This is a genomic window from Kluyvera ascorbata ATCC 33433, from assembly GCF_000735365.1.
GTDB classification, from domain to species: domain Bacteria; phylum Pseudomonadota; class Gammaproteobacteria; order Enterobacterales; family Enterobacteriaceae; genus Kluyvera; species Kluyvera ascorbata.
The window spans coordinates 1-22897 of the sequence record NZ_JMPL01000016.1 but is presented as its reverse complement, the minus strand read 5'-3'; the positions used below and the strand labels follow the sequence as shown (position 1 = coordinate 22897).

Sequence of the window (22897 nt, the reverse complement as noted above, 5' to 3'; positions counted from 1 at the left end):
GCCTCCGGTAAGATTGATAGTAGAAAACGCCGCGGATTATACGCAGAAATTCATAAGGTTTGTGACAATTAGAGCGATATAATAACGTCAGGCAATTCAACGGTACATCAACCATCAGGTTGGTGGCATAAAATATTCACGCGGGGCAACTATTATGGAAAATCGGCTGACTATTAAAGATATCGCTCGCCTGAGCGGTGTCGGGAAATCAACCGTCTCCCGCGTGCTGAATAATGAAAGCGGCGTTAGCGACCGCACCCGCGAACGCGTCGAAGCAGTGATGGCGCAGCACGGCTTCTCCCCTTCTCGCTCCGCGCGCGCCATGCGTGGGCAAAGCGATAAAGTGGTGGCGATTATCGTCACTCGCCTGGACTCACTGTCGGAAAATCTAGCGGTACAAACCATGTTGCCCGCCTTCTACGAGCAGGGCTACGACCCTATCATGATGGAAAGTCAGTTCTCGCCAGAGAAGGTGGTCGAGCATCTGGCAATGCTCAAACGCCGCAATATCGACGGCGTGATCCTGTTCGGCTTTACCGGCGTGACCGAAGCTATTCTGGGCGACTGGCACTCGACGCTGGTGCTGATGGCTCGCGATGCCAAAGGCTTTGCCTCCGTCTGCTACGACGATACCGGCGCGATTACGCAGCTGATGCAGCGCCTGTTCGAACTGGGCCACCGCCACATCAGCTTCCTCGGGGTTCCTCCTGCCGACGTCACCACCGGGCAGCGTCGTCACGATGCCTACCAGGCGTTCTGCAAGCGCCACAAGCTCACACCGGTCGCCGCGCTGCCGGGCCTGGCCATGAAGCAGGGTTACGACTTCGCCAGTCAGGTTATCACGCCGGATACCACCGCGCTTATCTGCGCTACCGATACCCTCGCCCTCGGCGTGAGCAAGTACCTTCAGGAGCAGCGTATTGATAACGTCCAGCTGGCAAGCGTCGGTAATACACCGTTGACCAAGTTCCTGCATCCGGAAATTATCACCGCCGATCCCGGCTATGCCGAGGCCGGACGCCGCGCCGCAGAACAGCTTATCGCCCAAATCAGTGGTCGAAGCGAACCGCATCAGATCGTGATCCCCGCCATTCTGTCCTAAGCTTAACATCAGCTTTAATGTGATCGCCGCAGCGTTTCGGGAACGTTCCCATTTTCCCGAAACCGCAAACCCGTTACGCTAATATTCAGCATATTAATAACGGTTCGATCCTGTGTCCGTCAGATAGCTCGCTAAAAAGAGCGTCTGAAGTGGCGGTATCGGGGAGATCTCACCTCTGTTTTAAGGCCCTATCATGAGCAAAAAAATAGACCAAAAGAACATCGATAAACTTATCGAACTGGTTGGCGGGCGCGAAAACATCGCCACCGTTAGCCACTGCATCACGCGCCTGCGCTTCGTGCTTAACGATCCGGCCAAGGCCTCCCCGAAAGCCATTGAAGAGCTGCCGATGGTTAAAGGCTGCTTCACCAACGCCGGTCAATTCCAGGTAGTTATCGGCACGGAAGTGGGCGACTACTACCAGGCGTTGCTCGCCACCACCGGACAGAGCGGTGCGGATAAAGAGCAGGCGAAACTGGCGGCCCGTCAGAACATGAAGTGGCACGAGCAGATGATTTCCCACTTTGCGGAGATCTTCTTCCCGTTGCTGCCTGCGCTTATCAGCGGGGGTTTGATCTTAGGCTTCCGCAACGTGATCGGCGACTTGCCGATGAGCAACGGCCAGACGTTGGCGCAGATGCACCCGTCGCTGCAAACCATCTATGACTTCCTGTGGTTGATTGGCGAGGCTATCTTCTTCTACCTGCCGGTGGGCATCTGCTGGTCTGCGGTGAAGAAAATGGGCGGCACACCGATTCTCGGCATCGTGCTTGGCGTAACGCTGGTTTCCCCACAGCTGATGAACGCCTATCTGTTAGGTCAGCAGGTGCCGGAAGTGTGGAACTTCGGCCTGTTTACCATCGCCAAAGTCGGCTATCAGGCGCAGGTTATCCCGGCGCTGTTGGCGGGTCTGACGCTCGGCTTTATTGAGACGCGCCTCAAGCGCATCGTGCCGGATTACCTGTATCTGGTTATCGTACCGGTATGCTCGCTGATCCTCGCCGTTTTCCTCGCTCACGCGATTATTGGGCCATTCGGTCGCTTGATTGGCGACGGCGTTGCTTTCGCCGTGCGTCACCTGTTGACCGGTAGCTTCGCGCCAATTGGCGCCGCATTGTTCGGCTTCCTGTATGCGCCGCTGGTGATTACCGGTGTGCACCAGACCACGCTGGCTATCGATATGCAGATGATTCAAAGCATGGGCGGCACCCCGGTGTGGCCAATGATTGCCCTGTCGAACATCGCGCAGGCCTCTGCCGTCGTCGGCATCATCATTTGCAGCCGTAAAGCTAACGAGCGTGAAATCTCCGTTCCCGCGGCTATCTCCGCCTACCTCGGCGTAACCGAACCGGCGATGTACGGGATCAACCTGAAGTACCGCTTCCCAATGCTCTGCGCGATGATCGGTTCCGGTATCGCTGGCCTGCTGTGCGGCCTGTACGGCGTGCTGGCGAACGGTATCGGCGTCGGCGGCCTGCCGGGCATTCTGTCGATTAAACCAACTTTCTGGGGCGTCTACAGCATCGCAATGATTATCGCCGTCGTCGTACCGATTATTTTGACCATGATGGTCTACAAGCGCAAAGAGAGTCAGGGCACGCTGCCCGTCATGTAAAGCACACCTTCTTCGGGGCGCAATTGCGCCCCTGATTCTTATTAGAGGACAACCCAATGAATACACTGCCTCACTGGTGGCAAAACGGCGTGATTTACCAGATTTACCCGAAAAGCTTCCAGGACACCACCAGCAGCGGAACGGGAGATCTGCGCGGGGTGACATCACGTCTCGACTATCTGCAAAAGCTCGGCGTTGATGCCATCTGGATAACACCATTCTACGTCTCGCCGCAGGTCGATAACGGCTACGACATTGCCAACTACACCGAGATTGACCCCTCTTACGGCACGCTCGACGATTTCGACAAGCTGGTTGCCGAGGCGCATCAGCGCGGAATTCGTATCGTGCTGGACATGGTGCTCAACCACACCTCCACCCACCACGCGTGGTTTAAGGAGTCGCTGAAGAAAGAGAGCCCATATCGCCAGTTCTATATCTGGCGCGACGGTACGCCGGACGCGCCGCCGAACAACTGGCGCTCTAAGTTTGGTGGCAACGCCTGGCAGTGGGACGCGGCCAGCGGTCAGTACTATCTACACCTGTTCGCCACCGAGCAGGCGGATCTCAACTGGGAAAACGAGACGGTACGCGCCGAGCTGAAAAAGGTCTGCGAGTTCTGGGCCGATCGCGGCGTAGACGGCCTGCGCCTCGACGTTATCAACCTTATCTCCAAAGATCAGAACTTCCCGGACGACCATCAGGGTGACGGTCGCCGCTTCTATACCGATGGCCCACGCGCCCACGAGTTCTTGCAGGAGTTCAGCCGCGATGTCTTTACGCCGCGCAACCTGATGACCGTTGGTGAGATGTCTTCCACCTCCCTCGAAAACTGCCAGCAATATGCGTCTCTCGACGGCAAAGAGCTGTCGATGACTTTTAACTTCCATCACCTGAAGGTGGACTATCCCGGCGGCGAGAAGTGGACGTTGGCGCGCCCGGATTTCGTGGCGCTGAAATCACTGTTTAGCCATTGGCAGCAGGGCATGCACAACCGCGCCTGGAACGCACTGTTCTGGTGTAACCACGACCAGCCGCGCATCGTCTCGCGCTTTGGCGACGAAGGTGAACATCGTGTCACGGCGGCGAAGATGCTGGCGATGGTGCTGCACGGAATGCAGGGCACGCCGTATATCTATCAGGGCGAAGAGATTGGCATGACCAACCCACACTTCTCCACGATAGAGCAGTACCGCGACGTTGAGAGCCACAACATGTACAACGAACTGCTGGCGCAGGGGCGTGATGCCGACGAGCTGCTGGCGATTCTCGCCAGTAAATCCCGCGACAACAGCCGTACGCCGATGCAGTGGGACGCCAGCCCTAACGCCGGGTTTACCACAGGTAAGCCGTGGATTGGCGTCAGCAATAACTATGCGGAGATTAACGTCGAACGCGCGCTGGCAGAGCCTGATTCGGTGTTCTACACCTACCAGCAGCTGATTGCGCTGCGTAAATCCGAGCCGGTGCTGACCTGGGGCGATTATGAGGATCTGCTGCCCAACCATCCGTCGCTGTGGTGCTACCGCCGTCAGTGGCAGGGTCAGACACTGCTTGTGGCCGCAAACCTCAGCGATGAGCCGCAGGCCTGGGAGCCACCGTCAGGCTCCACCGATGGCGAAGTATTGATGAGTAACTACGACACCCCTGCGGGCATGACGCTACGACCGTTTGAAGCCATCTGGTGGCTTCAGCGCTAACCCTCCGGCCCGGCAGCGCCCTGCTGCTGGGCTTCTTCGCATCACGCTGTTTTTCAGTCCTTTTTTGGGCATTTATTAAGCAGTAAAATTTACATTACCCTCAACGCCTGTCATCTGTACTCTTGCATTTTTACTTTGTTCTGAATCAATAAAAGCGTAAACATGTTTGATGCAAATCACTACATATAGAACTTAAAATGCGTCCCGGCCCAACATATGGTATTTATCGTCTATCATTGCAACAATGATAATCACGAAAAAGATAGTCGATATGTGGATAACCTGGGCCACACATGAGGGAAAGTATTGGTTAATGGAGTGATTACGCCAATCGTCGTTTTCCCGCCTCTGTGGATAACCTGTTCTTATAACGTAATGATAAAAATTGGAGTGATCATGACACCGCATGTGATGAAACGAGATGGCTGTAAAGTGCCGTTCAAGTCAGAGCGCATCAAAGAAGCAATTCTACGTGCAGCTAAAGCAGCGGGAGTCGATGACGCAGACTATTGCGCCACCGTCGCAGCAATCGTTAGCCAACAAATGCAGGGTCAGGCGCAGGTTGATATCAACGTAATTCAGACCGCCGTTGAGAACCAGCTGATGTCCGGGCCGTACAAGCAACTCGCTCGTGCCTATATCGAATATCGCCACGACCGTGACAGCCAGCGCGAAAAACGCGGCCGCCTGAACCAGGAAATTCGCGGCCTGGTTGAGCAGACCAACTCGGCGCTGCTGAACGAGAACGCCAACAAAGACAGTAAAGTGATCCCGACCCAGCGCGACCTGCTGGCCGGTATCGTCGCTAAGCACTACGCTCGCCAGCACCTGCTGCCGCACGACGTGGTGATGGCGCACGAGCGCGGTGTTATCCACTACCACGACCTCGACTACTCACCGTTCTTCCCGATGTTCAACTGTATGCTGATCGACCTGAAAGGCATGTTGACTCAGGGCTTTAAGATGGGCAACGCGGAAATCGAGCCGCCAAAATCCATCTCTACCGCGACTGCGGTAACCGCACAGATTATCGCGCAGGTTGCCAGCCACATTTACGGCGGCACCACCATCAACCGTATCGATGAAGTGCTTGCTCCGTTTGTCGCGGCTAGCTTCAACAAGCATCGTCAGACCGCCGACGAGTGGCAAATTCCGAATGCGGAAGAGTATGCCCGCTCTCGTACCGAGAAAGAGTGCTACGACGCGTTCCAGTCGCTGGAATATGAAGTGAACACGCTGCATACCGCCAACGGCCAGACCCCGTTCGTGACCTTTGGTTTCGGCCTCGGCACCAGTTGGGAATCCCGCCTGATTCAGCAGTCCATTCTGCGCAATCGTATCGCGGGCCTTGGCAAAAACCGCAAAACCGCGGTGTTCCCGAAACTGGTCTTCGCCATTCGCGATGGTCTGAACCACAAGCCGGGCGATGCCAACTACGACATCAAACAGCTGGCGCTGGAATGCGCGAGCAAACGCATGTATCCGGACATCCTCAACTACGATCAGGTAGTGAAAGTCACCGGTTCGTTTAAAACCCCGATGGGCTGCCGCAGCTTCCTCGGCGTGTGGGAAAACGAAGACGGCGAGCAGGTTCACGATGGCCGTAACAACCTCGGCGTTATCAGCCTCAACCTGCCGCGCATCGCGCTGGAAGCGAAGGGGGACGAAGCGGCGTTCTGGTCACTGCTGGACGAACGTCTGGTGCTGGCGCGTAAAGCGCTGATGACCCGTATCGCCCGCCTGGAAGGGGTGAAAGCCCGCGTAGCGCCAATCCTCTATATGGAAGGGGCCTGCGGTGTGCGTCTGAAAGCGGACGACGACGTTTCCGAGATCTTCAAAAATGGTCGTGCGTCGATTTCTCTGGGCTATATCGGTATCCACGAGACCATTAATGCGCTGTTCGGCAATCAACATATGTACGATAGCGAAATGCTGCGTGAGAAAGGCGTGGCAATTGTTCAGCGTCTGCGCGATGCCGTTGACCAGTGGAAAGACGAAACCGGCTACGGCTTCAGCCTGTACAGCACGCCAAGTGAAAACCTGTGCGACCGCTTCTGCCGTCTGGATACCGCCGAATTTGGCCTCGTTGAAGGCGTGACCGATAAAGGTTACTACACCAACAGCTTCCACCTCGACGTAGAGAAGAAGGTGAACCCATACGACAAGATTGATTTTGAAGCGGCCTACCCACCAATCGCCAACGGTGGCTTCATCTGCTACGGCGAGTACCCAAACATTCAGCATAACCTGAAGGCACTGGAAGACGTGTGGGATTACAGCTATCAGCACGTACCGTATTACGGTACCAACACGCCAATCGACGAATGCTACGAGTGCGGCTTTACCGGTGAGTTCGAGTGCACCAGCAAAGGTTTCACCTGCCCGAAATGTGGTAACCATGACGCCGCGCGCGTCTCCGTCACCCGCCGCGTTTGCGGCTACCTCGGCAGCCCGGATGCTCGTCCGTTCAACGCCGGTAAGCAGGAAGAAGTGAAGCGCCGCGTTAAGCACCTGGGTAACGGGCAGCTCGGTTAAGTTCGGGCGGTTTATCCCTCTCCCTAACCCTCTCCCCTTAGGGGAGAGGGAACCGTTTTACCGCTCGCCGCATGACCGTATACCGGCCAGACAATCTGGAACGCGAAAATGAATTACCATCAATACTACCCCGTCGACATCGTTAACGGCCCCGGTACGCGCTGCACGCTGTTTGTTTCCGGCTGCGTGCACGAATGCCCCGGCTGCTACAACAAAAGCACCTGGCGGGTGAACTCCGGCCAGCCGTTTACCGCCGAGATGGCCGACCGCATCATCGCCGACCTGAACGACACCCGCGTAAAGCGCCAGGGGATTTCACTCTCCGGCGGCGACCCGCTGCACCCACAAAACGTACCGGAAATTCTCAAGCTGGTTCAGCGTATTCACGCCGAATGCCCCGGTAAAGATATCTGGGTCTGGACCGGCTATAAGATTGACGAGCTTAACGCCACGCAGATGGAGGTCGTCGACCTTATCAACGTGCTGGTTGACGGTAAGTTTGTGCAGGACTTAAAAGACCCGGCGCTTATCTGGCGCGGCAGCAGTAATCAGGTGGTGCACCACCTGCGTTAAGCGCTACAGCCGTTTATGCGCGTCCCGATAAACGGCTGACCTTTCTCGTTTTCCCACCGCGATAACAAAGACGACCACGACGTCGTCGCGAACCTGATATACCAGGCGATACCCGGATGATTTGAGCTTTATTTTGTAGCAGTCAGGAAATTCATGCAGCCTGGTAGAGGGTACTCGTGGGTTCTGTAACACCTTTGCCAAACGGCTTTTAAACTGTGCTTTTACCGTTTCACCGAGCTTATGCCACTCCCGAAGCGCACGAGGATCAAACTCCAGCTCATAGGTCATCCAGGCTAACCTTAATGCCCTTCTCCGGATTAGCCAGACGCTCGCGAACGCTTTGCAGCAGCGCCTCTTCACTATCGCTAATGGTCACCGTTTTTACCGGCATGCGCCCATTTTCGGCAACGTACTGAAAGAGAAGTCGGACGGCTTCGGTTGGCGTGATATCGAGTTTTTCCAGCACGGCGTAAGCCTCTTTTTTGAGATTATCGTCCAGTCGGACGTTGAGCGTGGCCATTATGCCTCCAGAAAACGTAAAGATGTAATGCATTATAGCATTACATCTGAATTACATTACTTTCTGGATAACGCCTCTCAAAACCGGCTGACGCACTCCATCGCCACCGCTTTAAACTCATCAAAGCTGCGGGTTGCCGACAGGCGCGTCATGGCGCGTTCGCGCAGGAAAGTGACGAAGATATCGTAGATAGCCATCGCCTCTTCATACTCGCTTTTACTGATCGCCAGCAGGAAGATGATGTGGGCAGTTTCATCACCCCAGGCGATACCCTGTGGGGCAATGACGGTGTAGACCACGGTTTTTTGCGCCAGCAGCCCCAGGGCGTGCGGCAGCGCGATGCCATCGCCGAGCATGGTACTGACAATGGCTTCACGCTCCACCACCGAGGCGTGAAACGCTTCATCGACAAACCCTTCCTGCTCAAGCTGCTGGCAGAGTTCGGCGAACAGCGTCTGCTGGTCCATCGGCCCGTCAATCACCCGAAAATGCGCGGCGTCGAAGAACTTATTCAGCATCCATGGGCGCGTACGGTCGACCAGCACCAGCTTGCCAATCTGGTCCAGCTGATAATCCGTGGGGAACGGTGAAATGGTGACGACCGGCTTCTCTTTTTCGCTGATGCGCACCGTTGAAATGACAAAATCTTCGCTCACGCTCGCCAGCTGTTCGTACTCGCGCTGAGAAAGCGTAACGGCTATCTCCACCTGCGGATATTTGCGCTGCAAAATGGCTTCAATCACCCGCACCATGGCGTTACCGGCATCGCACACCAGCAGCACTTTTGGCTGGCGCTGGTAGCCGATATTGTAGTGTCGCTCTAGCCCCACGCCGATGTGCAGCACCAGAAAACCGATTTCGTTTTCACTGATGGTATACGGCGTATATTTCCCCCAGCTTGAAACCGCCGCCAGCGTCATATCCCACGCCATCGGGTAGTGCTGCTTGATGTTATCGAGCAGCGGGTTAGGGATCATAATCTGGTAGCGCACGCGGGTGATCATAGTTTTGATGTGGGTCAGCAGGTCCGCGTGCAGCTGCGCGTCTTCCAGCAGGTTGTAGTTATACTGCTGATTGATATAGCGCAGGATGTAGTTTACCAGCGCTTCGTCATCGTCGGCGCTGATGGTTTCCGGGTCGACGTCCTGTACCTGGCGAGCGGCAAGATGCACGCACAGCCAGGCTTCTTCGGCCTGGGAGAACGGTTTTCCAGTCAGTTTTTGCAGCGCGTTCGCCACGTCATGAGCCACATCACGCACGTTCTGCGCGACCTCTTCGGCGCTGAAATCCGCCAGCGGATAACCTCCGCTTACGCGACGAGCGGCGACCGCGCCGTACAGGCAGATAAAGCGCTCACCCACGTCGGTAAGGCGCACGCGATGGCGCACCAACGTCTCTTCCAGTACAGCTTCCAGCGCGGCGGGCACGCTATCATCAAACGCTTCCTGGCGGATCATCGGATTCAGCGGCCCCTGCTGGCTGAGCTCCCACAGCAGGTCGGTAAGACAGGCGCGAATCGACACCTCGCCGCCGAACAGCTTCATGCCGTGACGCGGGCGCGTCTCCAGCGTTAGCTGATAACGCTGAAAGCGTTCGCGAACGTCGACCATATCGCCCTGTAGCGTCGCCCGGCTGACAAACCATTCGTCGGCGAGATCTTCGAGCTTGATGGAGAATGCCGAAGTCAGAAAACGCACCAGCAGAAAGTGAATGCGATCCTGGGCGGTACGGGGAATGTGCTGCGGCTTGGGCGCGGTTGCTTCAAGCTGCTGATAGCGAGAAGGATCGTCAATCTTCAGTTGATAACCGCTGCCGCGGGCCAGGACAAACTGCGCGCCGTGATGCATCAGCAGCTCGTTTAAAGCGGTGATATCGGCGCGTACGGTGCGGGTCGAAACCGACAATCGCTGCGCCAGTTCGTCCTGCGGCAGCGTTTCGTTTTGCAGCAGAGTAAAGAGTTGCGCTAAACGTTGATTGGGAAATCGCATGTCGGTTCCTTCCTGTTACGGCTTAGGGTTGGGCAGAGATCACCATCTGCGATGGGCTGCCAACCGGGGTGTAGTCCGGGGAGAACGTCAGTTTTCCGTCCTTCGGCGCTACGCTAAAGCGGGTGATATTGTCGCTACGCTGATTCATCACATAGAGCCAGTGCCCTTGCTTATCCAGCGTTAACGTTCGCGGATAGTCGCCACGCGTCCAGATGTCATCCTGGTGTTTCAGGCTGCCATCGGCCATCACGGTAAAGTGGGCGATGCTGTTGTGTAAGCGGTTAGCGACGTACAGCTGCTTGCCGTCCTGGCTTAATACCAGACCGGCGGCAAAGCTGGTGCCTTTGTACTCTTTCGGCAAGGCAGAGACCGTTTTCCCTTCGCGCAGCAGTCCGCTCTGTTTATCGAGGTGATAAAACGTCAGCGTGGAAGCTTCTTCATTAATCAACCATAGTCCATCCCCGGCAGGGGTGAAGACAAAATGTCGCGGCCCCGCTCCGGCGGACGACGCGGCGATAAACGGCGGGTCGTTCGGCGTTAGCTTGCCGCTGGCGCTGTCCATCCGGTACTGGTAGATCCTGTCGAGTCCCAGATCGGTGGAGAAGACAAACTTCCCGCTCGGATCGGCCGAGATCATATGCGCATGCGGGCCGTTATGATCGCTGACGGCAAAGCTGCCTTCAGCCGCCGCAGCCGGTCGCGCGGCACCTGCGGGCCCTTGATCCTGACGTACATCGACCGCGTCACCCAGGCTGCCGTCCTCTTTCACCGGCAATACGGCAATCGAGCCGCTCACGTAGTTGGCGACAAGTAGATGGCGGCCATCTGGGGTCAGCGAGAGATAGACCGGGCCGGCGCCGCCGGAAGCCACCTGATTCAGCTCGCTAAGCTCGCCGTTGGCGGCAATGCGCCACGCCTGCACCACGCCTTTTTCAACTTCACTGGCGGCGTACAGGGTTTTGCCATCCTGGCTGACGGTCAGCTGCGCGACGTTCGGCAGCGAACTGACGAGCGTTTTATCGCGCAGCTCGCCGGTTTTTCCATCGACGGTAAAACGGTACAGGCCTTCACCGTTAGGGTTGTAAGTACCCACCCAGGCGTACTGAGTTTGCGCGGCGGCGCTGGCGGCAAGCAGAGAGAGTGAAGCAACAAGCAGGTGACGAGCGGTTGGCATGGTGACTCCTTGATGGTTCGGTGGGGGTTTTCCCCCTCACCCCGGCCCTCTCCCCACAGGGCCGAGGGAGAAAACCGGGTGGTCCCCTCTCCCCTGTGGGGAGAGGGTTAGGGTGAGGGGGTTAATCGCGCTACTTAACAAGCTGTTTCGTCATATCCAGCAGTTGACGCACATCCGCCGGACGCGTATTCCCGCTCGCCTTATCAATAATCGAGCTATAGATATGGGGGATAATTTTGCTAACTCCAGCATCCAGCGCAATTTTCAGGATTTCGCCGTAGTTGTCGAGGTCAATACCGCCGGTTGGCTCCAGCCAGAAATCATGGCGTGCGCAGGCTTCAGCTACCGCAACAAACTCATCGCGATGCTTCAGGCCGCCCATCGGGAAGTATTTAATCGAGCTGCCGCCCATATCTTTCAGCAGAGCAATCGCCGTTTCCAGCGGCACAATGCCGTCTGGCGCATTGCTGGAGAGCGGACCGGTTGAGATTTTGACCATGCCGACGGTGCCGGTTGGCGACACCAGGCCGTTGACCACGGTTTCGTTCTGACCCAGCAGCGCGCGGCTGGTTGCCACGCCGGTGAAGACCTGGTTAACGTGCTGCGGCTGCACCTGGCGGGAGATTTCGCTGACCATCGCCGACTGGTTCGGGTCGCCCGCGCCCAGGCCTACAGACAGTGCGTTATCAATCAGTTTCGCGTATTCACGCATATCGGCCACCGCGCTGGCGATGTCCGGATAGTTTTTGGAGAGCACACCCACCAGCACATGACCTTCCGCCGCTTCGTAAATCTCGCTGGCGTTCTGCTTGCTGCCTGCCAGAACGTTCAGGCAAACGCGGTCACGGTAAAAGTTTGGGGTCAGTTTCATGCTTTTTTCTCCTGGTTTAAGACTTCAGCAATACGGCGGGAGACAATCTCCAGCTGCTGTGCATCCACGCTGCGGACATCGGCTTCAATAATGCCTTCATTGGCCTTGTAACCGCGGAAGTAAATGGCGTATTCGCCCTGCTTCAGCGCCGCCACCAGGTCACCGGTGTGCACGCCGGTCACGGCTTCATCAAATTTAATCTCGGCGCGTGCAATGTCACGGCCTGCGCTGTCCCACACCACGCGAGCGGTCACGCCGTTGAGCGTATTCAGCGCTTCGATAAACGGCGTCATCTTCGCCACCATCTCTTCGCCGCTCTCTTTGGTCGCCGTCAGGTAATGTTCAATGGCACAGGTGAGGCCAAGAATGCCCTCTTTGCCCACCTTCATGGCGCGGCCAATACCGTTCGACTGACGCTTAACCCACTCAACGTACTGGGTTTTACCAATAACCAGCCCGCTGGTTGGCCCTTCAATGGCCTTCGCGCCGCTGTAGATAACCAGATCCGCGCCCGCACGGTAGTAGGCCTGTAGATCTTCTTCCGCCGCCGCATCGACGATCAGCGGCAGATTATGGCTGCGTGCCACCGCCGCGGCCTGCGCCACGTTGAGCATGCTTTTCTGCACGCAGTGGTGAGATTTGATGTAAAGAATCGCTGCGGTACGCGGGGTAATCGCCGCCGCTAGCTGATCGGCGGAGCATTCGTTGGCGTAGCCCGCTTCCATCAGCTTACCGCCGCCCAACGCTACCATGGTGCCGACCGGCGCGCCGAAGTTGACGTTGTGGCCTTTCGGCAGCACGATTTCGTTGTTTTCAATTGGGGTAACGTGCAGGTTTTCCAGCAGCCAGTCGCTGTCTTTTACCAGCACCGCCGCCACCGACTGCGCAATCCCGGCGGAGGCGCAGGAGACGACGGTCGCCCCTTCTACATCCAGCAGCTTCGCAATGTAGGCGCCGGTTTTATTCACCAGATCTTTCATCTCGAAGTACTGGTTCATACCCGCCATCGCGGCTTCCACCACTTCCGGACGCGGCGTAGAGACGCCAAGAATCGTCATACGGCCTGAGGTGTTAATCACCTGTTTTAAATCATATTTCTCAAAAATCGAAGGCATTTTCCGCACTCCCTTGTTCGGTCAGATAGCCCTTGCCCGCGCGAATCGCGGCAAGCGGCAGCAAAATTTTGTCAGCCTGAAGGCTCTCTTTTTCGGCATCGACCAGTACCGTTGGGGTCTGGGCCACGGTAAACAGCGTCAGGTCCGCGTCATAGCCCACCGCCAGACGACCTTTGTGCGTCAGGCGTAACCCCTCGGCGGCGTTCGCCGTGACGCAGTCAATGACCTGCGGCAGCGACATACCAATGGCGAGGAATTTCGACATCACCAGCGCCAGCGAGCGCACCGGGCCGTCGATGCGGTTACGACAGTAGATATCGGAGCTGATGGTGTGCGGCAGAATGCCCATCGCAATCGCCCGGCGGGCCACTTCAAAGCTGAAGCTCGCGGTGCCGTGGCCGACGTCGAGACGTACGCCGCGTTTTAAGGCGCGCACGATAGAGCCGCGCAGTTCGCCTTCCGGCGTCAGAATACGGTTCGGTTTACCGTTGTAACAGTGGGTGATGATGTCGCCAGAGCTCAACAGCTCGGCAATCTCATCGAGGTTTGGCGGGTTGTTGCCAATGTGCACCATCAACGGCAGGTCGCCGTTTTCTTTCTGAATGGCTTTGCCCCGCTCCAGCGGCGTAATGCCGTTTTCGCCGACCACGCTGCTGCTCATGCGCGCTTTCAGGCCCACGATAAAGTCCGGATGGCGCGCCACCGCCTGCTTCACCGCTTCCGCATCGATATTGGCCATATTGGCCAGTTCATTCTGGGCAATCAGCCCGACGCGGGAAATATTGAGCAGCGCATAGACGTCGGTCGCGGCTTTGCGGGTCAACTGGTAGAAATCATCCACGTCATCGGCACCTGTGCTGCCAGCATCAATCACGGTGGTGACACCGGTGGCGATACCGACGCTATCCGGTTCGTCGTGGTAAATCGGGGAATTCGGGTAGCAGTGGACGTGAGAATCAATCCAGCCCGCGCTGGCGTAGTATTTGCCATCAAGGTCGATGGTTTTAAGGGCAGGCGCGCTAATCTCGCCCAGCGCCGCGATTGAACCGTCCTTCATGGCGATATCAGTCAGGGTATCGTCGACGAGGCGCGCACGGCGCAGGAGTAAATCAAACATATCTCTCTCCTGTTAAGGCGGGCGCTAAAGCGCCCGCAAGGTTTAGCTAATCGCGACCGGGAAGATAGAGCCCAGCAGCATCGCGCCCAGAATGGCGCCGCCGGTAATCGGCTTCTGCCAGACATAGAAAATCAGCGCGCCAATCAGCGAGCCCACGCCGATAGGAATCGAAGCGGTCATGGCGCTGAGGATAATCAACGGGCCAAGGAAGCGGCCGGAGGCGTTACCCGCGCCCATCATCACATCGGCCCCGTAGGTGGAGTCACTCTGGTTGATGGTGAACTTACGCGCCAGGATGATGATGTAGCCAATCGCCAGACCAATCACCAGCCCGGTAATCAGGGAGGCGATAAAGTTGGTCACCGGGAACATGATGCCCGCGCCCAACAGCAGCGCCGGAACGCCGAGGCCTACGCCCGTTTGAATCGCGCCGCCGATGTCGAGAATCCCCACCAGCGAACCTTCGATGATACGGGCGAACAGGAAGCTCGCGCCGAACGCCGCCACCGCGCCGTAAGCCCCGGTATCAATCCCGGCTTTCAGCATCGCCACGAAGGCCACTTCGTTGAAGGCGCCAATGCCGTAGAGGTAGTACATATGCGTCCCGGCGAACACGCCGGAAGAGAGCAGGCCAACGAAGATCGGGAACGACCAGTCGGCATACCAAAAACCTTTATTTTGTTCCATGTCAGGCTCCCGTTATTTGCCGCTGATTGAGCTGTGGATCAGATCCAGCCAGTTCGGTACGGTCAGGTGGAAGGATTCAATCATCCTCATGTCAAAGCCGCGGAAGAAGGCGCTCAGGACAAACAGCGCAACGATGGCGCCCATCATCACTTTAGTGACGCGATGCCAGCCGCTCTCTTCAACGCCTTTACCAATCAGAATACCCAGCACCAGGCCCGGTACGGCGTTACCCATAATCAGCTGCGCCGCGCCGCCGAAGATGGTCGCCCAGAAGCCTGATTTCTTACCGGCATCAATCGCCGCCAGCCAGAAAATAACCGGCATCACGGTGTTCACCAGCAGGTTGGCTGCCGGAACCAGCACCTTAACGGCAGTCACCTGCAGCGCCTGCGGTACGGAAGAGGCCGTCAGGTTAAGGAAGGCCACTACGATCATGCCGATGATGCCGCAGGCAATTGCCATTTTGCGTGGATCATGCAGCGTTTCACCGACGTTGCGATTTTTCACCATCAGTGCCGCCGCGCCCCAGTTCGGGATAATGCGGTGGTCAACGTCCTGGGTGAAGGAACCTGCTGCAACGGAAGAAGCCCAGGCGTTAAAGAAGAAGCCGAGGCCAAAGGAGAAGTGGGAAGCCGGATCGCCTTCACAGGAGTTCAGCTCGCCCAACGTACGAAACGCCCCCATCCCCTGCGTGGTGGGCGCGTGAAACATGCGTGCCGCTCCGGCGCCCACGCCGACGCCAACCAGGCCGCCGATGATGAGCGATTTTATTAAAATTATCAGGAACATAGTCTGACCCTTTGGTAAAAATCAGGTTTGCGTGACGAAATCCACTTTATCGATATCGATGGCAGTCACGTTGACGGTCACGTCCAGCTCCACGCTGTACGCTCGTCGTTCACGGCGTAAAAAGAAGAATAAGAACGCCTCTTTTCGTACCGCTTCGCGCGCATGAACGACCTGCACATCCTGTGGCTCAATACGCAGTAAGATGCGCGATGATGTTTTCATCACCGCTGCCTGCACGTGGTTCAGAGCATCGGCGAACGCCCGTGTTTTGCTTTCGCCTTTGCCCGTGACCCTCACCGTGGTGGTGAATTGCTCTTTCATATCAAGCGCCGTACTTCTTCTTCCAGGCCTCTACCAGGCGTTCGCCCAGCTCTTCTTTGTCCATAAAGCCGAAGCCCAGCACGTTGCAGCCTTCGTTGATGGCGGTGACACCCTCTTCCACTGAACGCATGCCGTATTTCGCTTTGTAGCCATATTTGGTCTGCGCGGTGATAGCACCCGCGCCACCGCTACCGCAGAAGGAGATACCGAAGGTCGCGTTCTCGGCCTTCATCATGTCGCCCAGCTTCATGTCGGCGGCGACTCCCGGTACCACAACTGCACGAGCACCGGCTTTTTCCGCGCCAGCGGCAACTTTTTGTCCTTTACCCAGGCGGTCGCCAATTACTACGGTGATCTGTTCCATTTGTTGCTCCTTACAGGTTGTCTTTTGCTACTTCGAAGTGAACGGAGAGCAGCCAGGCCTCTTCATCAGGCAGGTTGCCGAACTCCGCGACCACTTCGCGGGCAAGCATCATTGAATCGTCAGAAATCTCTTCAAACAGGCTTTCATCCACTTCCGGCAGCGGCTCGCCGCTGATAGACCGGTGGGCCATGGCCCGCACGTGGGAGGTCAGCATTTGCTCCTGCACGTCGTTAGGGGTGATACCGCGGCGGCGTAACAGTGCGAACACCTGCTGCAACATCTTGTCGGCCAGCCGTTCGGTCTGTAGCGCCTGCTCCCCTGCGTCGTGTATTACCGCTCCGTTATTCACTCGTGTTACCCCGCTAATGTCTCTGGGGATAAACCTAACGCCGGGGGGTGGGAGTTTGTAGCGAGTTGTTTTCCACTTCGAAGTGGAAAGGTAGACGGCTTGAGTGATCGGATTCACACATTCACCACGAAAATAACGATTTCGATATATTCGCGTGATGAATATCACGTCTGTGGGACAAGGTCATTGGAAATGCGAATGGCAAAACGGAGGTGAAAAGTGTGATATCGGTGAAGTTTTCGGGGAAGAAAGACGGAAGGCGTCAGGCGACACCTTCCGGAGAAAGGATTAACGGAACTTCTTGTGGTTCTCGTTGCGGGTGGTTTTGAAATCTTCCGCGGCGGCCTGGGCTTCTTTCACTTTGCCCTCGTTCGCCAGCTTCATCGCACCGTCAATCTGACCAATCAGCGTATCCAGACCATGGCGATAGTCTTTCATTTCTGCGCTGTCTGCCGCTTTGCCTTCCAGCTTCGGCGGGGTCTCTTTTTTAGCGTCTTCAGCAGCGGTACGCATTTTCGTCAGTGCTGCTTTCAGTTCACCCGCGTCGGTGGTCTTCTGCACCACCTGCAGATTTTCCGCCAGGGTGTCCATATCTTCGCCCAGGTCAGCAAAGGCAGAAGCCGAACCCAGCGCCAGCGCGGAGACCGCCAGCATCGCTACCAGTTTTTTACGCATTGCTCACTTCCTTTTTATTATTTAAGCGAACGGGCGCAGCAGGATGCGCCCAATACGTGATTACTGTCCGGCGATTTTCATCTCCGGAAGCAGTACGGAACCACATTGAATATTACTGCGTGTCTCAATATCGTCGGCGATGGTGACCATATTGCGCCACATGTCTTTCAGGTTGCCAGCGATGGTGATTTCACTCACCGGATACTGAATTTCGCCGTTCTCAACCCAGAAGCCGGATGCACCGCGAGAGTAGTCGCCGGTGATGCCGCTAACACCCTGCCCCATCAGTTCAGTCACGACAAGACCCGTGCCCATCTCTTTAAGCAACTTTTCAAAACTTAGGCCGCGACCGGCAATACGCCAGTTGTGGATGCCGCCCGCGTGGCCGGTGCTCTTCAGGCCCAGTTTGCGCGCGGAGTAGTTGGTCAGCAGCCACTGAGTCAGCACACCGTCTTTGATGATGTCGCGACGCTCGGTGCGCACGCCTTCGCCGTCAAACGGCGTGGAGGCCAGCCCTTTCAGCAGATGCGGATGCTCTTCAATAGTCAGCCATTCCGGTAGAATTTGCTTGCCGAGAGAGTCCAGCAGGAAGGTCGATTTACGATAAACCGAACCACCAGCAATCGCGCCAACCAGGTGGCCGAACAGCCCGGTCGCCACTTCATTAGCGAAAATTACCGGCGCTTTCATGGTGGAGAGCTTGCGCGGCTCCAGGCGAGACAAGGTGCGGCGCGCGCACTCTTCACCGACCCATTCCGGTGACTTCAGGTCACCCAGCGCACGGCCGATGGTATAGGCGTAGTCACGCTCCATGTCGCCGTTCACTTCGGCAATCACGCAGCTTGAAAGGGAGTGACGGGTTGAGCAGTAGCTTTGCAACATACCGTGACTGTTGCCGAAGACTTTAATACCGTAGTGGCTGTTGAAGCTGCCGCCTTCGGTGTTGGTAATACGTTTGTCAGCCTTCAGGGAAGCCTGCTCAGCGCGGGCCGCCATTTCGATGGCTTCATCCGGGGAGACTTCCGCCGGGTGAAACAGGTCAAGATCCGGGGCGTCAAAGGCCAGCAGCTCTTTGTCTGCTACGCCAGCACAGGGGTCCGGCGAGGTGTAGCGCGCGATGTCCAGCGCCGCCTGCACGGTACGGGCGATAGCATCCGGGCTCAGGTCGGTGGACGATGCGCTGCCTTTACGGTTTTGGTGATAAACGGTGATCCCCAGCGCCCCGTCGCTATTGAATTCGACGTTTTCGACTTCACCATAACGGGTGCTTACGCCGATACCGGTGGTCTTGCTGACCGCCACTTCCGCGCCGTCTGATTGACTGGCTGCCAGCTCCAGCGCCGTAGAGACCGCTTTTTCCAGCGCAATACGTTGTTGTGCAACTTGTGTGATCACTTTCATCGTCTAAGCCATAATCTGAGGTAAAGTTAAATGAAGTCTAACAGAGAACCCTTTCTCAGTATGCGCTCAAGCTGTTAGTATTAGCCTCTTTTTTAAGGAGCCTGAAATGACAAAGCAGCCCGAAGACTGGCTCGACGACGTCCCCGGTGATGATATCGAGGACGAAGATGATGAAATTATCTGGGTCAGCAAGAGTGAAATTAAGCGTGATGCCGAAGAGCTGAAAAAGCTTGGGGCAGAGCTGGTTGACCTGGGTAAAAATGCCCTGGATAAAATCCCGCTGGACGCCGACCTGCGCGCCGCCATTGAGCTGGCGCAGCGTATCAAGATGGAAGGCCGCCGCCGCCAGCTGCAGCTGATTGGTAAAATGCTGCGTCAGCGCGACGTAGAACCTTTCCGTCAGGCGCTGGATAAGCTAAAAAACCGTCACAACCAGCAGGTTGTTGTTTTCCATAAACTGGAACAACTGCGTGACCGCATGGTTGACGGTAGCGATGAAGCCATCGAAGAAGTGATGAACCTGTGGCCTGACGCCGACCGTCAGCAGCTGCGTTCGCTGGTGCGTAACGCCAGGAAAGAAAAAGCGGGCAACAAGCCGCCAAAATCTTCCCGCCAGATTTTCCAGTATCTGCGCGAACTGACTGAAAACCAGGATTAAGCTTCAAGAAAATGCCCTCCTCGCGAGGGTATTTTTTTGCCCGTCTTGTGCGATATCCCGGCGTCGCGCTGCTCGGCCGGGCTACTTTCATGCCATCACAACCCGGCACAAATCATGATTGAAACGCTGGTACTGCGCCTCGTCAATCGGCTGCGGATAGCTCAGCACGATCAGCTCGTGATCGGCGATACCTGCATGATAAGTCGGGTGGGCATGCGGCCACGGGTTGGCGAAGAATCCCATACTTTCATAGAAGCGCAGACGCTTGTGGGCAATGTCGGTGGTCAGCGGATCGATTTCCAGAATGGTTTTCGGCGCACGCTCGAGGATCTGGCCTAGCAGACGTTTGCCGTAGCCCTGGGAACGTAAGCTGCTGTCGACCGCCAGATGTTCAATGTAGACGTAGCCGTCAAACGCCCAGCATCCGCTCATTCCAATAAACTGCTCACCGTCGAACCACGCTTCCAGCGCGTAGTGCGGGGAGTTGAGTGCTCGCTGTTTAGCGGGGAGTTCGCGCTGTTCGTGCCAGGGGAAGGCTTGAGTGTATAGGGTGTCCAGCGGGGGGAATAGAACGGAGTCGGTTGAGGTGATTTTTTTGGCGGTGAGCATTTTGGGGTTCCGGGAAAAGGACTAGATCTAGCGGGTACCCCCTCACCCCGGCCCTCTCCCCAAAGGGGCGAGGGAGAAAACCAACCGTGCTAGCTGCTCGATCGGTCCCCTCTCCCCGCTGGGAGAGATTAGGGTGAGGGGGAAAACCCGCTCAGCGCAACATCAGCGAATTACTCCTGCTGCGCTTTCTTCGCCAGCCCATCGAGCAGCTTCTGATGAATGCCGCCGAAGCCGCCGTTACTCATCACCAGAATATGGTCACCAGGCTCGGCGCTCTTCACAATCATATCGGCCAGCGCGTCAACGTCAGCGCTCCAGTGCGCAGGCTGCACGCAGGCTTCCGCCACTTCCGCGACCTGCCACGGAATATGCTGCGGCTGCAGCAGGAACACTTCATCCGCGCGGCCCAGAGACGGCGCCAGGTCGTCTTTGCAGACGCCCATTTTCATGGTGTTCGAGCGTGGTTCCAGCACGGCAATAATTTTCGCGGTACCGCCGACTTTGCCGCGCAGCGCTTGCAGCGTCGCGAGGATAGCCGTTGGGTGATGCGCGAAGTCGTCGTAAACGCAAACGCCGTTAGCTTCGCCACGAAGCTCCAGGCGGCGACGGGCGTTGATAAAGCTGCCCAGCGCGTTGGCGGCATCGGCTGGGGTGACACCGACATGACGCGCGGCGGCAATCGCCATCAGCCCGTTATGCATATTGTGTTCGCCGACCAGGCCCCACTTCACTTCGCCGACTTTTTCACCGTCGAGCAGCACTTCCCACTCGGAGGCATCGGTATTGAGTTTCTTCGCCTGCCAGTGGCCCTGTTCGCCCACCAGCTCCTGCTCGCTCCAGCAGCCCATCGCCATCACCTGTTTCAGGTTCGCGTCGTTTTCCGGCAGGATAATGCGACCCTGACCCGGAACGATGCGTACCAGGTGGTGGAACTGTTTCTGGATAGCTTTCAGATCGTCGAAGATGTCCGCGTGATCGAACTCAAGGTTGTTGAGGATCAGCGTACGCGGGCAGTAATGCACGAATTTAGAACGCTTATCGAAGAACGCGCAGTCGTATTCATCGGCTTCAATCACGAAGAACGGGCTGTCGCCCAGACGCGCGGAAACCTCGAAGTTACCCGGCACGCCGCCGATGACGAAGCCCGGCTTGTAGCCGCACTCTTCGAGGATCCAGGTCGCCATACCGGCGGTGGTGGTTTTGCCGTGGGTACCGGCAACTGCCACAACCCAGCGGTCGCGCAGCACGAAGTCGTGCAGCCACTGCGGGCCGGACATGTACGGAATGTTCTTCTCCAGCACCGCTTCTACGCACGGATTACCGCGCGTCATGGCGTTGCCGATGATCACCAGATCCGGCTGCGGGTCGAGCTGACTTGCGTCATATCCCTGAATTAAATCAATGCCTTGCTTTTCAAGCAGCGTGCTCATCGGGGGATACACATTGGCATCCGAACCCGTGACTTCATGACCCAGCGAACGAGCCAGCATCGCCAGACCGCCCATGAAGGTGCCACAAATACCCAAAATATGAATGCGCATACGTCACTATCCTTTTTTTATCTACCTCACATTTTACCCATATGTTTGCCGTCATAGAAATGCATTTAAGGATATTCCGTAGTTTGCTGGCGCGATTCACCTGTGCGAATTTTTTTTATTCTTTGTTAAGATTGTTGCAGTCGTTTTACTCAACATCCACTGTCAGGGAAAGTGTTATGAAAACGTTAGGTGAATTTATTGTCGAAAAGCAGCACGAGTTCTCTCATGCTACCGGTGAGCTCACTGCTTTGTTGTCGGCAATAAAGTTAGGTGCCAAGATCATCCACCGCGATATCAACAAGGCCGGCCTGGTCGATATCCTGGGTGCCAGCGGCGCAGAAAACGTACAGGGAGAAGTACAACAAAAGCTCGATTTGTTCGCAAACGAGAAGCTGAAAGCCGCGCTGCGCGCCCGTGACATCGTCGCTGGTATCGCCTCCGAAGAAGAAGACGAAATTGTCGTATTCGACGGCTGCGAACATGCGAAGTATGTAGTCCTGATGGACCCGCTGGATGGCTCATCTAATATCGACGTTAACGTCTCTGTCGGTACTATCTTCTCTATCTACCGCCGCGTTACCCCAGTGGGCACGCCTGTCACCGAAGAAGATTTCCTGCAGCCGGGTAACCGTCAGGTAGCTGCGGGTTATGTGGTTTACGGTTCCTCCACCATGCTGGTGTACACCACCGGCTGCGGTGTGCATGCCTTTACCTACGACCCGTCGCTGGGCGTGTTCTGTCTGTGCCAGGAGCGTATGCGCTTCCCTCAGCGCGGTAGCACCTATTCCATCAACGAAGGTAACTACATCAAGTTCCCGAACGGGGTGAAGAAGTACATCAAGTTCTGCCAGGAAGAAGATAAGTCCACGCAGCGCCCGTACACCTCACGCTACATCGGTTCTCTGGTTGCCGATTTCCACCGCAACCTGCTGAAAGGCGGGATCTACCTGTACCCAAGCACCGCCAGCCACCCGGAAGGGAAGCTGCGTCTGCTGTATGAGTGCAACCCGATGGCGTTCCTCGCGGAACAGGCAGGCGGTAAAGCCAGCGATGGGAAAGAGCGTATTCTGGATATCGTGCCGGAAACGCTGCACCAGCGTCGTTCGTTCTTCGTCGGTAACGACCATATGGTGGAAGACGTTGAACGTTTGATTCGCGAGTTCCCGGACGCGTAATTCGTCAGAAGTTGGGTG

At 56.6% G+C, this 22897-nt stretch carries 23 protein-coding genes; 7 read left to right on the top strand and 16 right to left on the bottom strand.

Annotated elements, in window-relative coordinates:
• The first annotated feature begins 154 nt into the window (after positions 1-154).
• From treR to nrdG, 5 genes are all read left to right on the top strand, one after another.
• Positions 155-1102, top strand: a complete 948-nt coding sequence (treR, locus tag GKAS_RS06535) for a trehalose operon repressor TreR (protein WP_035892772.1) — start codon at positions 155-157, stop codon at positions 1100-1102.
• Positions 1103-1295: 193 nt separating this feature from the next.
• Entirely contained in the window at positions 1296-2717 is a 1422-nt protein-coding gene (treB, locus tag GKAS_RS06530) for a PTS trehalose transporter subunit IIBC (RefSeq protein ID WP_035892770.1), read from the top strand.
• Positions 2718-2773: 56 nt separating this feature from the next.
• Positions 2774-4417, top strand: coding sequence for an alpha,alpha-phosphotrehalase (gene treC, locus GKAS_RS06525; RefSeq protein ID WP_035892769.1), 1644 nt, complete (start codon positions 2774-2776; stop codon positions 4415-4417).
• Between the two features lie 396 nt (positions 4418-4813).
• On the top strand, positions 4814-6952 hold the full coding sequence (gene nrdD / locus GKAS_RS06520) for an anaerobic ribonucleoside-triphosphate reductase (protein WP_035892768.1): 2139 nt from the start codon (positions 4814-4816) through the stop codon (positions 6950-6952).
• 108 nt (positions 6953-7060) lie between these two features.
• A complete protein-coding gene (nrdG, locus tag GKAS_RS06515; protein ID WP_035892766.1) occupies positions 7061-7525 on the top strand; it encodes an anaerobic ribonucleoside-triphosphate reductase-activating protein in 465 nt (154 codons plus the stop codon).
• A gap of 3 nt (positions 7526-7528) precedes the next feature.
• Here the strand turns inward: nrdG and GKAS_RS06510 are convergent, their stop codons facing one another.
• The 14 genes from GKAS_RS06510 to pmbA form a co-directional block, all read right to left on the bottom strand.
• A complete protein-coding gene (locus GKAS_RS06510; protein ID WP_035892764.1) occupies positions 7529-7813 on the bottom strand; it encodes a type II toxin-antitoxin system RelE family toxin in 285 nt (94 codons plus the stop codon).
• Positions 7803-8045 carry a type II toxin-antitoxin system RelB/DinJ family antitoxin gene (locus tag GKAS_RS06505; protein ID WP_035892763.1) on the bottom strand — a complete coding sequence of 81 codons (243 nt, stop codon included), beginning with the start codon at positions 8043-8045 and terminating at the stop codon, positions 7803-7805. The genes GKAS_RS06510 and GKAS_RS06505 overlap by 11 nt, the downstream gene beginning before the upstream one ends.
• A 77-nt stretch (positions 8046-8122) precedes the next feature.
• On the bottom strand, positions 8123-10033 hold the full coding sequence (locus tag GKAS_RS06500; RefSeq protein WP_035892762.1) for a BglG family transcription antiterminator: 1911 nt from the start codon (positions 10031-10033) through the stop codon (positions 8123-8125).
• A 22-nt stretch (positions 10034-10055) separates the two neighbouring features.
• Positions 10056-11207 (bottom strand): lactonase family protein, encoded by a 1152-nt coding sequence (locus tag GKAS_RS06495; protein ID WP_035892760.1) that lies wholly within the window; start codon positions 11205-11207, stop codon positions 10056-10058.
• A 130-nt stretch (positions 11208-11337) separates the two neighbouring features.
• Complete coding sequence (gene dagF / locus GKAS_RS06490; protein ID WP_035892759.1) at positions 11338-12078, bottom strand: 2-dehydro-3-deoxy-phosphogluconate aldolase; 741 nt, start codon at positions 12076-12078, stop codon at positions 11338-11340.
• A complete protein-coding gene (locus GKAS_RS06485; RefSeq protein ID WP_035892758.1) occupies positions 12075-13193 on the bottom strand; it encodes a DgaE family pyridoxal phosphate-dependent ammonia lyase in 1119 nt (372 codons plus the stop codon). Before GKAS_RS06485 ends, dagF begins: the two co-directional genes overlap by 4 nt.
• Positions 13177-14310 (bottom strand): amidohydrolase/deacetylase family metallohydrolase, encoded by a 1134-nt coding sequence (locus GKAS_RS06480; RefSeq protein ID WP_035892757.1) that lies wholly within the window; start codon positions 14308-14310, stop codon positions 13177-13179. Before GKAS_RS06480 ends, GKAS_RS06485 begins: the two co-directional genes overlap by 17 nt.
• Positions 14311-14352: 42 nt before the next feature.
• The gene (locus GKAS_RS06475) at positions 14353-14997 is read right to left on the bottom strand and encodes a DUF4310 family protein (protein WP_035892755.1); all 645 of its coding nucleotides are present in this window, start codon (positions 14995-14997) and stop codon (positions 14353-14355) included.
• Positions 14998-15009: 12 nt separating this feature from the next.
• Positions 15010-15786 (bottom strand): DUF4311 domain-containing protein, encoded by a 777-nt coding sequence (locus GKAS_RS06470; RefSeq protein ID WP_035892753.1) that lies wholly within the window; start codon positions 15784-15786, stop codon positions 15010-15012.
• A 21-nt stretch (positions 15787-15807) separates the two neighbouring features.
• Positions 15808-16107, bottom strand: a complete 300-nt coding sequence (locus GKAS_RS06465) for a DUF4312 family protein (RefSeq protein WP_035892752.1) — start codon at positions 16105-16107, stop codon at positions 15808-15810.
• A 1-nt stretch (position 16108) separates the two neighbouring features.
• Complete coding sequence (locus GKAS_RS06460) at positions 16109-16471, bottom strand: SFCGS family glycine-rich protein (RefSeq protein ID WP_004206501.1); 363 nt, start codon at positions 16469-16471, stop codon at positions 16109-16111.
• A gap of 10 nt (positions 16472-16481) precedes the next feature.
• A complete protein-coding gene (locus GKAS_RS06455; protein ID WP_035892751.1) occupies positions 16482-16820 on the bottom strand; it encodes a glycine dehydrogenase in 339 nt (112 codons plus the stop codon).
• A gap of 288 nt (positions 16821-17108) precedes the next feature.
• Positions 17109-17495, bottom strand: coding sequence for a cytochrome b562 (gene cybC / locus GKAS_RS06450; protein ID WP_035892750.1), 387 nt, complete (start codon positions 17493-17495; stop codon positions 17109-17111).
• Positions 17496-17555: 60 nt separating this feature from the next.
• Positions 17556-18896 (bottom strand): metalloprotease PmbA, encoded by a 1341-nt coding sequence (gene pmbA / locus GKAS_RS06445; RefSeq protein WP_035892748.1) that lies wholly within the window; start codon positions 18894-18896, stop codon positions 17556-17558.
• A 106-nt stretch (positions 18897-19002) separates the two neighbouring features.
• On the opposite strand from pmbA, the gene yjgA reads away from it, so the two are divergent.
• On the top strand, positions 19003-19554 hold the full coding sequence (yjgA, locus tag GKAS_RS06440) for a ribosome biogenesis factor YjgA (protein ID WP_035892747.1): 552 nt from the start codon (positions 19003-19005) through the stop codon (positions 19552-19554).
• A gap of 87 nt (positions 19555-19641) precedes the next feature.
• Here the strand turns inward: yjgA and GKAS_RS06435 are convergent, their stop codons facing one another.
• Together GKAS_RS06435 and mpl are read right to left on the bottom strand one after the other, a co-directional pair.
• Positions 19642-20163, bottom strand: a complete 522-nt coding sequence (locus GKAS_RS06435) for a GNAT family N-acetyltransferase (protein ID WP_035892745.1) — start codon at positions 20161-20163, stop codon at positions 19642-19644.
• A gap of 170 nt (positions 20164-20333) precedes the next feature.
• Complete coding sequence (gene mpl, locus GKAS_RS06430) at positions 20334-21704, bottom strand: UDP-N-acetylmuramate:L-alanyl-gamma-D-glutamyl-meso-diaminopimelate ligase (RefSeq protein ID WP_035892744.1); 1371 nt, start codon at positions 21702-21704, stop codon at positions 20334-20336.
• Positions 21705-21880: 176 nt separating this feature from the next.
• On the opposite strand from mpl, the gene fbp reads away from it, so the two are divergent.
• Positions 21881-22879 (top strand): class 1 fructose-bisphosphatase, encoded by a 999-nt coding sequence (fbp, locus tag GKAS_RS06425; protein WP_035892743.1) that lies wholly within the window; start codon positions 21881-21883, stop codon positions 22877-22879.
• The last annotated feature ends 18 nt before the right edge of the window (positions 22880-22897 follow it).